Source organism: Spiroplasma endosymbiont of Seladonia tumulorum (genome assembly GCF_964020235.1).
Taxonomy (GTDB): Bacteria; Bacillota_I; Bacilli_A; order Mycoplasmatales; family Mycoplasmataceae; genus Spiroplasma.
In genome coordinates this window covers 1,158,452-1,171,914 of record NZ_OZ026545.1, presented here as the reverse complement: position 1 = coordinate 1,171,914, position 13,463 = coordinate 1,158,452, and the positions used below count along the sequence as shown (strand labels likewise).

Genomic DNA, 13,463 nt, shown 5'->3' with positions numbered 1-13,463 from the left:
TATTGTAGTTAATTGTTACTTCTGAAGTTAAATTTAAAAAAACAAAAAAGTTTCATTAACAAGATTAGTAGCAAAATTAATATTAATAACTTCACCAGCTTTATTATTCGTAAATGTTAATTTGGGTATTGTTGCATCAATAGTAAAATTGTCACCAATAAGTTTTTGTTCATTCATTAAAACTTGCATTTTTACTTACCTTTTTGAGCAGCACACCCAATTCCCGCTAAAGGTTTAACACTCCTTTGTTTATTTTCTACTGTTAAATCTAATTCTTGTAATAATCATTCGTATCCCTCTTCGTTAATTTTTTTAACTAAATTATAATCTCCACTTTTAACAATTTTACCCTTAACAATAACATGAGCATGTATTGGTTGCACTAAATTAAAAAAGCGATCATAATGGGACACAATAATTGCAGCAAAATGCTTATTTCGCATTTTATTTAACTCAGTACTAACAACATTTAAAGCATCAACATCTAAACCTGAATCAATTTCATCAATTAAAGCTAAAGATGGGCTCAATAAATTTAATTGTAAAATCTCATTTTTTTCTTTTCTCCCCCTGAAAAATCAGTATTTAAATAACGACGAATCATACTATCATCAATTTTTAAATTTTTAATATTACGGTTAATATCTTGGTATAATTCTGGTAATTTAATTGGTGAATCATGATGAGCATTAATAATTGCTTTTAAAAAATCTAAATTTAAAACTCCAGAAATTTCAACTGGTGATTGCATTGCAAAAAATTTAGTTGATCAAGATTATCAACCGTTTTGTTTAAAATACTTTCCCCATCAATTAAAATATCCCCACTTTCAACAGTATAACTAGGATGCCCCATAATTGTTAATAATAAAGTTGATTTTCCATTTCCATTAGGCCCCATTAAAGCATGAATTTCATTAACAGTTAAATTTAAACAATTTAAAATAATATCATTATCAGCAAAAACAAATAAATCTTTGATTTCATTTTTTTCACTTTAGCCCCTCCTTTGAAATATGTATTATATTAGTCCCGAAGTGAAATTATCTTTATTTTTTAATTAATAAAGTCTACTTTTATTGTACAATAAAAGTAGACTTTATTATATTTTTTTAATATAATAAAGTTAGTATTTTTTATCAAAAAGTACAAAAATAAAAAGTCAAGAGGAAGGATGAACTAAAATGAAAAAACTTTTATCATCACTAAGCAGTATGATATTAGTGGGCGCAACCGCATTTGGAACGGCGGCTTGTAGTACTAAAGAAAAAAATAATCAACATAAAAATGAAAATGGTGATAGCATCTGAGCATGAATTCCAGGAATTTTTGGTGGTAAAAAAATCACTTCTCCCGATATTTGAAGTGTCTTAGAAAATCCATTTGTAGATGCCGGAAATGGAAAATGAACAAATGATCCAACCCAATGAGATGGCACAACAAGAATCAAAATGTCAATTCAATTAATGCAAATTTTAAGCGTTGCAATTTTAGCGAACCCTGATAAATTTTTTGTATCAAAAGAAACTACAATCGGTGATATTGCTGATTATAAAAATTTAAAAGACATTTTAAAAACACAATGACAATTACTAATCACAAATACAAATAATACTGTTGAGAAAAAGAAACAAAGTTTTAAAGACAGTGATAAAAAAAAATGAGAAAAAAAATATCATGATTTTTTAGATTCAAACTATAAAGATATCAGCGGTGCTAGTGGCAACAAAAAATATGAAATTGAAGAACAAAATTATAAAGCTGCCATTATGACAGCTGGTGCTAATGACGGAATTAGTGCAACACAAATGTTAACTAATGTTTTATTAAATAACAATATGCGTGTATACAAACAAAATAACACTGAAAGCGCAGTTAGAATTTTAAGAGATTTTGCTAGTTTCCTTAAAAACGGAAATAAAGCAGACGATTGAAATACTGACAATCAAAATTTACGTACTCAATTGGCATTAGCTTTTAGTTGAAATAAAGATGAAAAAGAATTTATTGATAATCTATCAAACTTAACAATCACTGAAATTAATACTCGTATTAATACAATTGCAACAGATTTAGGAACTTTTAATTATAAAATTACGGAATATATGAGTAATCATCCACCAGTTGCAACACCTGTTTTTGAAAATTCATCTAAATCATCAGTTGGTACTCCTGAATTAAATGAAACATATGATGTTGGGCAACTATCATTATTTCAAAAATATATAATTGAAAAATGATTCCAAAATGAAAAACCTTTAGCAATTTCAAAAATAACATATGCTTTTAAATCCGGAGCAACACCAACTGATACTGGTTTTACAGCAGATAGTTTTGATGAAACAACAAAAACACAAATTAATAAAGATTTAGGAACTTTATCCTTAGCTAAGAGTTGAGAAGACTTTACTACTAACAGTGAAGGTACAGTTACTCCATCATCAGATTTATTAACTTTAAGTACACAAGCTGATGCTGTTAAATCAAATATTTTAAAATCAAGTGTATATAATAGCATTAATGCACCTGGTGAAACTGCGCCTGGTGATATAAATGGTGCGGTAAGTAAAATTAATCGTAAAAATCCAACCGATCCAATTAGTGCTGCCTGAAAAATTGGTACTACTAATGATATTGTTATTAGTTTCTTTGATACAAATGGTTTAAACTTAGTTCATATTGATGGCCACGAATATCTAAAGGATGCTGACCCAACATCATACGACACTTATGATAGCAATTGACAATTTAAAAGTTTAAATTATTCAAGTAATTATTATAGTTCATTAACAGATAAATCAGAAATCATGATAGTTGACAAAACAAAACAAAAGATGAATACACAATTTAGTAATGCTCAATACTTATTATATTTAGTAAATCGTAGTTTAGTAAATAGCAATAATAACAGTAAACTAAAATTTAATGTTTTAAATGAAGTTAAAAAATATGCTACATTAAGTTCTGGTTCAACTGATGATAAAACATGATGATTTTGAATTTATGACTTTTTCAATAATTTTAATAATAAAATCTTAACAAATGGTGCTGGTCCTCAAGAATGATTGAAAAACTTTCTTACTTTTAAAGATTCAGAAAAACATGAGACAAATCATGATTGATTTATTTCAATTATTAATGCAATGTCAACTAATTTTTCAGGAGGTGCTGTTCAACGTTTATACAGTAGTTTTGAAGCAGAAAATAAAACAATTGAAGGATATAAAATGGGAGGACCCGCTGCTAAGATTGATCCAAAAACTATTGTTGAAAAAATTAGTAACGCAAAAGTATGACATGAAGAAATTGGTTTAAATTACACAAAATCAACTATTTTGGCAGAAACTCCATTATGAGTGTATCAATTCCCTCCTGAAATAACAGATCCAATAAAATATTTTTTTAAAATAGGAGGTAGACGATAATGAAAAAACTACTAAGTATTTTAGGAGCAATGTCTATTCTTTCTTCTACTGGCACAAGTCTTTATGCATGTGTAAAAAAAGATTTTGAAAGATTTATCGACCTCGCAATTGCTGATGAAGTTAAACGTTGAATTATTGTACAAATTAATTCAAAAAATGAATCAAATGTTGTCAAATATTCATTTAATGACATTTTCACTAAAGCAGCCCTAAAAGAAATGGCTGTAAGATTATTAGATATTAATATTTCAAAATTTTTCTATGCTTCAGAAGAAGCAACAAGAGCACGTTATACCGGAGTAACAATTGATGTTAACCAACCTGATTCATTATTAATAAAACAATTTATTAACTTTATTGAGCAAGTTGCACTTGATAATTTAAGTACAAAATACTTTACTGGAATTTCTAATTCAACACCTTTAGAAACAACAATTGCAGGACAAGGATATGCACCTGATTATCAATCAGAAGGTTGATATGTTGGCGGTACTCAATCATATTTCTGAAAAGGAACAGATAAACCAAATTATATGAAATCAAGAAAAGAGCAAGGAGAAGCTAATTTCGAAATTAAAAGTAAAAGTGCTGGAGCTAATTATACTGACTTTAATGTAATGTCAGAAAATGAAAAAAAAGTTGCATTAAAAGTTCGGTTTAAAGATTATTATACACATGTTGAAGTACCAGCAGTTATTGATAAAATTATTACTGCAACATACTTACACCAAAACGAGATTAAGCGCTATGGTAGCGGAGATAATAGTTCAATTTATCTAAATCGAAATAGTGCATTATTTAATGCTATTCAATCATGAGATACCATTAGTGGAGCACGATGAAAATCATATGTTAAAATGGTGTGAGAATTAAAACTAGATAAAGAAGAATTAGACAAATTATTTAATAATAAAGATGGGGATAAAGGGCCATTAGCAAATGTTGAACAATTAAATTCTGATTTAACTAATAATCAGAATATTTTAATAAAAAAACTTAAAGACATGTTTAATAAGAAAAACCAAAGTAAAATCTTTAATAATATGATTAAAGATGGAATTGATCCAATTTTTGGGATTAGTGGTTTTAAAGGATTTGTTGGAATTGATAAAAATAAAAACCCAAATGATATTTTTACAACTTTAAACAATGCTGATGCATATAAACAAAAAATTATTGACACAGAAACACCAGGTATTATAAAATCAGGTGAAGGAACAGACCCTTCAAGTTACCAATTCTTAGATACAAATAAAAGATACGGGTCAGTTGTCTTAGTATTACCAATTTATGCTGTTGATTTAATGAAAAATATGAATATTAATTATAAAAATGATAATAAAAACAATAAAGAATTATCATTAACTTGATACGGGTCAGGAGGAACACCAACTGATTTAGATCAAGCTTGATTAGCACAACAAGGTGGTATTAAGCGTTCATTATCATGATTATATAATGAAAAAGGTTATTTAGGAACATACAATGAAAATGGTGAAGCTCTTTATAATGAAGATGGAACACCAGTTGACATTACAAAAAATAAAAATATTAAAGGTCAAATCCTAAAATGAATTGAATATACTTTTGCACAACAACAAAATTTACAAACAGCAGCAAAAACAAGATTATATTCCTTAGCCTTTGCCAATAATCCAGAAAATGTTTATTCACAAACTTTGTATGATGCAATCGGATCATATATTCTTAAAGAAGATTAAAAAAATCTTCTTTTTTTATATTAAAAATAACTTAATTAATCAACGATAGTAGTTATTTGCTATAATTAATTACATAAGGAGCTGAAATTAATATGAATGAAAACAATTGTATTTTTTGTGAAATTATTGCCCAAAAAATACCAAGTAAAAAAATTTATGAAAATAACTTAGTTTATGCTTTTTTAGATGCATTCCCCAATAGTGATGGTCATACCTTAGTTATTCCCAAAAAGCACTTTGAATATTATAGTGTTACTGATGATGAGTACTTAACAGAAGTTGCTAAAATTGGAAAAATAATTGCTGAAAAAATGTATCAAACATTAAAACCTGTTGGAATTAATTATGTTAGCAATGAAAAAAGTGAGGCTTTTCAAAAGGTTTTTCATTATCATCTTCATATTATTCCAAAATATCAAAAAGATGAAGGATATAACTTTAAGATTAATGTTGATAAAGAAAAACTACGTGATTTGGCAGAAATTCAACAAATGTTAATCTTTAAAAAAAAGTATTTTGCTTATAAATACTTTTTTATTTTTTACTATCTAAAAAATCATAAATAGCTTGATAATTTGGTTCATTTCCAATTGGATTAACAATTTCAAGATATTCTACAATATTATCTTGGTTTAAGATAAGAACTGCTCGTGGCAAAACTTGCAAAGCAGTAAAAACTAATCCTGTCTTTGTCCCAAAATCACGATAATTATAATCTGACACTAAAAAATGTGCTTCATCTCTAAAAGATTCACAACATCTTTCTTGCGCAAATGGTAAATCACGTGAGACTGTGATTAATCGTGCATTAGTATAATCTTTCATATTTTTGTTAAATTTAACAGTTTGAGTATAACAAACACTTGTATCAATACTTGGAATTACCGATATAACTTTATATTGTGTTTTAACATCACTAAGGAGAAAATCACTCATATCAGCATTAGTTCCTTTAAATTCTAACTTATCACCAACTTTAATAATATCTTGGGTAAAATGTGAAAATACAGCAACAACTAATTTAAATGCTCCCATTTTTATAGCCTTTTTTTTTTTTTTTATTTTTTCTTCATTATTAATGAGATGAGCTCCATCTCCATTAATAATCATACTATTATTTTTAGTTACAGTAAATTCTGCTTCAATAATATTTTGTTCAAAATAATCATTATTCTGATAAACATTGCTTAGTTTAATCACACGCTGATTTGCAGAGCCAATTAATCGTCGTTTTTTATCTAACTTTTCAATAATAAATGGTCCATCAATTAATATATCAATTTTAGATAAAATTGCTGGATGCTTTTCTTGCAATAGTTCATATAAAAAACCAGAAAAAACAATTACTGTTAAATTATTTGTTTGACATAAAGTGACTAGTTCTAAGAGCGCTCGTGGTTGAATAAATGGTTCTCCCCCTAAAAAATGGTAATCCCCTCAATTTGAAAGCGCTCTTTAGCGTCTATAATCGCCTTAAAAAGGTCACTGACTTTCATTACATTCCGATTAATGAGAGGAATCATTTCCTGATTACTACATCCTTTGCAATTAATAATACAACCTTGCATTCATAATGCGAATCGTTTTCCAGGTCCTTCAATGGTTGAAAAAGAAACAAAACAATTAAAATTAATTAAATTACTCATTTTTTATTTAAAACAATATTCAATTTGATGACCATTTGCTTGTGCTGTGCTAATATTGTTTTTCCAGCTTTAAATTTAGTTTGATTTGCAAAAATAAATGAACTCAGTCCATCAACGACATGCTTTTCAATACTATTTAACAAATCACGATCACCTTTTTTATCATCAGCATCCTGAATAATAATTGGTAAAATTTGTGGTAACTCCATAAATTCTAATTTAATCTTATATTTTTCTCAAACAGCTGTTTGAATGGGCTGTAATTTTTGTGTAATTAATTTTGCTTTAAAATTAATATTTTTAATAAAATTAAACGGAATAATATTATTTCTAATTCGCCCTAATAATTCTGGTCGTTTTAATTCAGTTCGAAAATGATCAGATACTTTTTGAATAAATTGCTTTTCAATTTCTAAAAATGATAAATTATCATCAACTTCACTTGCACCAATATTTGAAGTAAAAATAATAAACGAATCAGAAAAAGTAACAGTTTGACCTTTATTATCAGTTAAACGACCATCTTCTAAAATTTGTAAGAATTTATCTAAAATTCGCGGGTGGGCTTTTTCAATTTCATCAAATAAAAGTACACTAAATGGCCTTTCTTTAATTGCATTTGTTAATTGTCCCCCTTCTTCATAACCAACATAACCAGGTGGTGCACCAATTAATTTTTGATCACTTGCTTCTCTTGGTTATATTCCGACATATCAAACCGAATACAATTTTTTTCATCACCAAATAAAAATTTGGCCAATGCTTTTGCTAATTCAGTTTTTCCTACTCCAGTTGGTCCAACAAAAAACAATGTACCTTTTGGTTTTGTTCGTTTTGATGAATATTGAACACCTGATAATCCAGTAAAAGCTTTATAAACAAAATTCTTCACTTTTTCAATGGCATGATCTTGCCTAATAACTCGGTTTTTTAATTCTTTTTCAATAGTTGCTAATTTTTCATAATTCATTTCTTTTCATGGCGAAACTTTATCACCGTATTGATAAGAATTTAATAATTTTTCAAATGGTAAGCGTTCTGAAATATTGTTTGAAAACTTAATTAATTGATAAACTTCTTTCAAAGTTCATTCTTCCATCGTATCATAAATATCTTGTAATTTTAAAATATCAGTATTTAAATCTTCGGTAATTTTAAAAAAATTCTTATTAGTTAAAATGAACTTTTCTTGTTCTTCACGATTTGGTTTTGTTAAAGTAATTGTTGTTACATCTGGATTATGCAAATAAAATGACGTTGGTAATTTTCCAACACACACTATTAGTGATAAAAATAATAGCTGTATCAAAATCAATTATTTCTGATTGATCAAATTTTTTATCTCGAAAAGCTTTACTTAATGAAATTAAATTAACACGCTCTTCTTCACTTAAGGTCTGTTCATTAGAAAATAAATAATCAGAAAAGTCAGCAATAAAAGCAACTTTTTTAGAACTTGCAACTAACATATTACGACGAACAATGGTAAAAAATTCTGCTAAAGTTGGAAATTGTCCTGTTGGACCATTCTTTTCTTCATTTGCATTTTTAATTACTTCTTGTCCAAAATCATATGCTTCACCTTCTTTACTCTTTTGTTGTGTTTCTACTGTTAATGTTAAATTTTTCAGATTTCCTCCGCTTAGACCATCAATCCGGTCTCACATAAAAATATTATTAAAACCTTTTTCTCTTAATAATCCAAATAATCGATCTTTTAAACCAACATAACCACTATTTGTTTGATAAATATCATTAACATTGCCTTTTAGAATAACACATCGTTTAATTCCAATTTGATTTTTTAACTTATCTAAATTACTTTTTACACTCATTTATAGTCACCTCTAACTATTTCTTTAATTATAATGTTTTTTAACCTAAAAATGTTAATTATTTCTTTTTTGATTTACTATCAATTTAAATCTTTGCTTGATTTATAATTTTATCAGGATTTAAATAAGATTTTTTCATTTCTTTTGATAAAGAAACATCATACATTGATAAATCGTTAATAAACGGTTGCTCATCTATATCATGTGCATGACCTTCATAACCTTCGAATTTATATGTAAAGCGCCCATCTAAATATACTTTAAAAATTGCCTCTTCTCCGGTTACTTTTTTTGCGTAAACAATAACTAAACTATCTTCTTTTTTTTCGTAATACGAATATTATTACTATCAACAATAAAAGCACGTTTTTGAATTGCTTGTAAAATTGATATAATAGCATGTTTCCGCGCTGATTCATCTAACTGTTTATTAATAATTTGATTTTGTAATGCTAAAGCTTTTGCGTTTAAAAAAATAGTATCAGCTGCTGGCATTTGGGCAAATTCTTCTAATGCTGAAGCTAATTCTGTATTAACAAATTTATTATCATTAATTTGTTTTTTAAAACTACTAAGATATTGTTTTTTCAAAAAATCAGTTGAAGTATGATAATTTTTAACTTCTGTTTGAACAAGGTCAGAAATAGCCTCTGGGTTTAAATTACTGAAATGATTCTTATTTGTTTTAAAAAAATTCATAATAAAAGCTTTTGATTCATTATCATCAAACATTGCTATTAATTCATGTTCTAATTGTTGATAATTTAAATTAACTCGGTTTTTTAAATTAGATAACCGTTGTTTTGTTTCATCTTCAATTACTTTTATTTTCAAAACTTCAATTTTTTGTTGAATTTCTGCTAAACGAAGGGTTTTTTGTTCCAAGAAAAAATTAACTCTTTTTGCCAATTCTAATTCAACATGTTCAACTTTACTAAATTCTTTAACTAACGGGTTATCCTTTAAATCAGTTAAAATTTGATCTAACTCAACTAAATATTGTTCAATTTGTTGACAATTTAACCCACTAGCATCAATTTCTTGTAATTGTTGTAATAATAATTTTAAATTATCTTTAACAAAGTTAATATTTAAATTTAATTGTTCAATCTTTTTTTGGTAATTATACATTACTTGTTCAACACTCATACTCATTTATATTAACACCTCTTCTAATTCAAGTTTTATTTTTTAAAAAGCATCTCGATTTTTATTATCATTGTGCTCATTTCTTGCTTTCTCACAATATAAATATAATGTTAATTTTTGATAATGTTGTATAATTTGTGGTCGCATGTAAAAAAGAAGGGTTTTAAGAAAATAGATAGAAATTGAATAAAAATAATAAACCATTTACTAAAATGGTTTTTTTATTTGTAAAACCAAAATTATTAATTGATTCAGAGAAAGGACAGCATCTTAAATTCTTAAAATAGAAACCTTTTATTACAACTTTTTGATACCCTATTTAAGTTGTTTACACATTTATTAAATATCTTAGAAATCTTTACAAAGTGTACCTGTTTTTCTCCTAATTTAAGGTGTTGTCCTTTCTCTGTTCCCATTATATTAATCTAATATTGGCACACTGATTAATTAAAATATGTTAATTTAATATTTTATTAAATAACTAATTGTTCTTTGAAAACTTAATAGTATTTTTCGGTGTGCCATTTTTACTATTTTGCATATTTTCAATGTGCAAAAATTTATTTTTACTATATATTTAATATATTTATTTAAAAAACAGATAGAAAGAGAGATAAAAAAGAAAATATTAATATTTCTCTCACTCTCTCATAAATAATTAGTTAATAACAAAATTAATATATTTGTTAATAAATAAATTATAGTAAAAGTAAGTAAAAAAGTATTAATAATATATTTATTTCAATCTCTATCATAAACAAACAATATAAATATATTAAATTAAATATTTTTGATAAACATATCTTAAAATTATATATAAAAAATAATGCTAAAAAAATATTTAATAATTTTAAATTAATAAAATACAAAAAATAGGATGATAATTTAATGAAAGAATTTAATACTAATTTAGGTAAGTTAATAAATGGTGATGCTTTATCTTTTGTCAAAACATTAGAAAATGATAGCATTGATTTAATATTAACTGATCCACCTTATTTATATGATTTACCAATAAGAAAAAAAGAACAAATAAATTCTAGCGAAATATCAAAAAGTATAAATAAATATATTAATGCTATTTATGATAATAATTTACATAATTCATTTGATATAAATACTTATTTATATGAATTTTATAGAATTTCAAAAAATAAATTTATGTTAATTTGAGTGAATAAAAGACAAATTAAAGATTATCTAGATTGAGTTTATAAAAATAATATGAGTTTTGATTTTTATTTTTGAGAAAAAATAAATCCAATGCCAACTAATAATTTTATTTTTCAAGATAAAGAATATTGTATGATTATTTATTCTAAAAAATATCCAATACCAAACTATATAAAAAACTATGAAAATAAAAAAACAATATTTAAAAACCCAATAGGTTCATCTTATAAAAAAACAGAACACCCAACAGAAAAACCATTAAATATATTCGGCGATTTGATTAAAAAACATAGTAAAGAAAATAATTTAATTTTAGATCCTTTTATGGGAAGTGGTACAACCGCTTATGCTTGTAAACAATTAAACCGAAAATGACTAGGTTGTGAAATAAATAATAATTATTTTGCAATAATACAAAAGCGATTAAAGAAAATACAACTTAAATTAAATTTTTAAAAAATGAATAACTTTCAATTAATCAAAAACATAAATTATGTCCCAGTTTTAATTGCGATGATGGTTGTATTATCACAAGTAATGCGAATACAAATTATTCCAAGAACATCAATTTCATTATTTTTAATCCCCATTTTTATAAGCGGATTTATTTTAAATTGATATTGGTGTTTGTTAATTGAATTTATGGGACATTTTCTATCAGATTTAACATTGTGAGGTTTTACTTTGGGATCATTATGTTGAAATATTGGTACTGGTTTATTGGCCATTTTAATTAAACTAATTAATTGAATAAAAATAAATCATATTATTAAAATTATTCTCATTTTATTAGCAAACATAATTATTTATCTTCCGATTGATTTTATTCTTTTTTTGATTAAATCTTGGAGTTTTAAGTATAAAACAAATAATTATCGGAATATTAATTACAAATATAATATGTTTACCAATTTTATATTTTATAACATTAAAAATAATCAAACTATTTAATATTAAATAACGAAAGGAAGAAATAAAAAATATGGAATTAATAACTATAAAAGAATTAATAACTAAAAATGATATTGAAGATGAAAAAAAACTAAGGAATTCACTTAATGATTCTTTAAATTATTTGAAAGATTTTATATCAAAAATAACTGATAAAAATAATATTGATTATTTTAATTCTTTACAAAATAAAATTATTAATTACACAATTAAAAAAAGATGCAGATAATGGTAGCGAATTAAAGTCTATTTTAAAAATGGAAGAAAAAAAATACTTAAATCCACTTTCTTCATCAAAAACTATTTTAAATCAAGTAAGAAGAATTTTATTATTATTTGAAAAAGAAATTAGCAATAAATTTAAAGATTTAACAGATGAAATTTTACAAAAACAAGTTTATTGGTATGAAAAACAGCAACAACTAATTTTAGAAAATAAGAATTTAACTAATAATGTTGGAATTATTGATCAATTAATTAGTGAAAACGAATTAAAAATTAGAGGATTAAAGCAAAAAAAGAATATGATATTAAAATAATTGACATTAACAAAGTTTCTAATAAATTTATCAAAAAAGAACTTGATACAGACTATGTTTTAAATTGAATAAAAAATCAACAAATTGAAAATCCTAAAATTGATGGATTAGAAATTAATTATAAAACAAAGTTTCATTATTAAATTATTTATGAAATTTATTGATAAAAATATTAATTTAAAGTATGAAGCTGAATTTTGAAAAGATGAACATAGATATAAATTTAATAATAAATTTTTACCAAGTGTTACATCAATAGTTAGTAACTATTTTAATATAAATTATTCTAATATTAAAGGTTCTACATATTTTAATAAAGCAATAATTAGGGGAATATTATTCATGAATTTGCATCAAGAATATTATACGATTGTATTAAAAATGAAAACTTACGAAACAATATTAATCAAATATTAGAATTATTAAATGTTGAATATAATGAAATTAAAGAATTATTTCCATTAATAAAAAAGTTTAATGATTTTATTAAAAAAATTGAAAAAGAATTTAAAAAAATTATAGCAATAATAGAACAACCAATTTCAGATGGATTAATTTGTGGTACACCCGATTTGGTTTATATGGAAAATAATAATGCAGTTGTTGTTGATTTTAAAACTTGAAAAAATGTTGAACTTAAAAAATAAAATGGCACAATTACAAATTACAGGATATGCTCATTTATTAAAAGCCAATGGTATCAATGTTGCTGATAAAGGTGAAATTTGAATTATAAATGAAAATGGAATTGAAAGAATTAATTTTAAAATAACAACTAAATTAAATTTAGAATTACAAGATGCAAAAGCACAATTTTTTAAAAATAGTGCAAATTTTAAAGAGGAGATTTAAAATGGAAATTAAAAATTATTTAGAACAACCAAACACAAAAAATTGATTAAATACAAAATTTAAAAATGAAAAAGAAAAAGATATTTTTGTTAAAAATGTTCTTTCAATTTGAAATAAAAACAAATTATTTAGTAAATGTGAATTAAATAGTATTTTATCAGCGTGTTATTAAG

16 protein-coding genes and 2 pseudogenes are annotated in these 13,463 nt (G+C 24.8%); 8 read left to right on the top strand and 10 right to left on the bottom strand.

Translation table 4 applies throughout. The features are described from left to right. Positions 1-33: 33 nt before the first annotated feature. Positions 34-189: a hypothetical protein gene (locus tag AACL22_RS07440; RefSeq protein WP_338990909.1), complete on the bottom strand. Its 156-nt coding sequence runs from the start codon at positions 187-189 to the stop codon at positions 34-36. 2 nt (positions 190-191) lie between these two features. Continuing rightward, positions 192-981, bottom strand: a pseudogene (gene sufC / locus AACL22_RS13825) (Fe-S cluster assembly ATPase SufC). 202 nt (positions 982-1,183) lie between these two features. Here sufC and AACL22_RS07420 point away from each other — a divergent pair. The 3 genes from AACL22_RS07420 (at position 1,184) to AACL22_RS07410 (ending at position 5,711) form a co-directional block, all read left to right on the top strand. Next, positions 1,184-3,424 carry a hypothetical protein gene (locus tag AACL22_RS07420; RefSeq protein WP_338990899.1) on the top strand — a complete coding sequence of 747 codons (2,241 nt, stop codon included), beginning with the start codon at positions 1,184-1,186 and terminating at the stop codon, positions 3,422-3,424. After that, on the top strand, positions 3,424-5,145 hold the full coding sequence (locus AACL22_RS07415) for a lipoprotein (RefSeq protein WP_338990897.1): 1,722 nt from the start codon (positions 3,424-3,426) through the stop codon (positions 5,143-5,145). Before AACL22_RS07420 ends, AACL22_RS07415 begins: the two co-directional genes overlap by 1 nt. A gap of 92 nt (positions 5,146-5,237) precedes the next feature. Beyond that, positions 5,238-5,711, top strand: a complete 474-nt coding sequence (locus AACL22_RS07410) for an HIT family protein (RefSeq protein ID WP_338990894.1) — start codon at positions 5,238-5,240, stop codon at positions 5,709-5,711. On the opposite strand, the gene tpx is transcribed toward AACL22_RS07410, so the two are convergent. From tpx to AACL22_RS07380, 7 genes and pseudogenes are all read right to left on the bottom strand, one after another. Further along, positions 5,680-6,516, bottom strand: a complete 837-nt coding sequence (gene tpx, locus AACL22_RS07405; RefSeq protein ID WP_338993037.1) for a thiol peroxidase — start codon at positions 6,514-6,516, stop codon at positions 5,680-5,682. The genes AACL22_RS07410 and tpx overlap by 32 nt on opposite strands. A gap of 47 nt (positions 6,517-6,563) precedes the next feature. Next, positions 6,564-6,713 (bottom strand): 4Fe-4S cluster-binding domain-containing protein, encoded by a 150-nt coding sequence (locus tag AACL22_RS13820; protein WP_422397504.1) that lies wholly within the window; start codon positions 6,711-6,713, stop codon positions 6,564-6,566. Positions 6,714-6,778: 65 nt separating this feature from the next. After that, complete coding sequence (locus tag AACL22_RS07400; RefSeq protein WP_338990892.1) at positions 6,779-7,000, bottom strand: hypothetical protein; 222 nt, start codon at positions 6,998-7,000, stop codon at positions 6,779-6,781. Between the two features lie 180 nt (positions 7,001-7,180). Further along, positions 7,181-7,417, bottom strand: a pseudogene (locus AACL22_RS07395) (AAA family ATPase); the annotation flags it as partial. Between the two features lie 44 nt (positions 7,418-7,461). Next, entirely contained in the window at positions 7,462-8,070 is a 609-nt protein-coding gene (locus AACL22_RS07390; protein WP_338990890.1) for an AAA family ATPase, read from the bottom strand. Next, positions 8,030-8,626 (bottom strand): hypothetical protein, encoded by a 597-nt coding sequence (locus tag AACL22_RS07385; protein ID WP_338990888.1) that lies wholly within the window; start codon positions 8,624-8,626, stop codon positions 8,030-8,032. Before AACL22_RS07385 ends, AACL22_RS07390 begins: the two co-directional genes overlap by 41 nt. 306 nt (positions 8,627-8,932) lie before the next feature. Beyond that, complete coding sequence (locus AACL22_RS07380) at positions 8,933-9,775, bottom strand: hypothetical protein (protein WP_338990885.1); 843 nt, start codon at positions 9,773-9,775, stop codon at positions 8,933-8,935. An 888-nt stretch (positions 9,776-10,663) separates the two neighbouring features. On the opposite strand from AACL22_RS07380, the gene AACL22_RS07375 reads away from it, so the two are divergent. After that, the gene (locus tag AACL22_RS07375; protein ID WP_338990883.1) at positions 10,664-11,404 is read left to right on the top strand and encodes a DNA-methyltransferase; all 741 of its coding nucleotides are present in this window, start codon (positions 10,664-10,666) and stop codon (positions 11,402-11,404) included. Between the two features lie 35 nt (positions 11,405-11,439). Here the strand turns inward: AACL22_RS07375 and AACL22_RS07370 are convergent, their stop codons facing one another. Continuing rightward, positions 11,440-11,748 carry a hypothetical protein gene (locus tag AACL22_RS07370; RefSeq protein ID WP_338990881.1) on the bottom strand — a complete coding sequence of 103 codons (309 nt, stop codon included), beginning with the start codon at positions 11,746-11,748 and terminating at the stop codon, positions 11,440-11,442. A gap of 182 nt (positions 11,749-11,930) precedes the next feature. On the opposite strand from AACL22_RS07370, the gene AACL22_RS07365 reads away from it, so the two are divergent. The 4 genes from AACL22_RS07365 to AACL22_RS07350 all read left to right on the top strand — a co-directional run bounded on the left by AACL22_RS07365 (position 11,931) and on the right by AACL22_RS07350 (position 13,462). Beyond that, complete coding sequence (locus AACL22_RS07365) at positions 11,931-12,128, top strand: hypothetical protein (RefSeq protein WP_338990879.1); 198 nt, start codon at positions 11,931-11,933, stop codon at positions 12,126-12,128. A 28-nt stretch (positions 12,129-12,156) separates the two neighbouring features. Beyond that, the gene (locus AACL22_RS07360; RefSeq protein WP_338990877.1) at positions 12,157-12,438 is read left to right on the top strand and encodes a hypothetical protein; all 282 of its coding nucleotides are present in this window, start codon (positions 12,157-12,159) and stop codon (positions 12,436-12,438) included. 648 nt (positions 12,439-13,086) lie between these two features. Beyond that, on the top strand, positions 13,087-13,290 hold the full coding sequence (locus tag AACL22_RS07355; RefSeq protein ID WP_338990875.1) for a hypothetical protein: 204 nt from the start codon (positions 13,087-13,089) through the stop codon (positions 13,288-13,290). Position 13,291: 1 nt separating this feature from the next. Beyond that, positions 13,292-13,462 carry a hypothetical protein gene (locus AACL22_RS07350; protein ID WP_338990872.1) on the top strand — a complete coding sequence of 57 codons (171 nt, stop codon included), beginning with the start codon at positions 13,292-13,294 and terminating at the stop codon, positions 13,460-13,462. Position 13,463 lies beyond the last annotated feature (1 nt).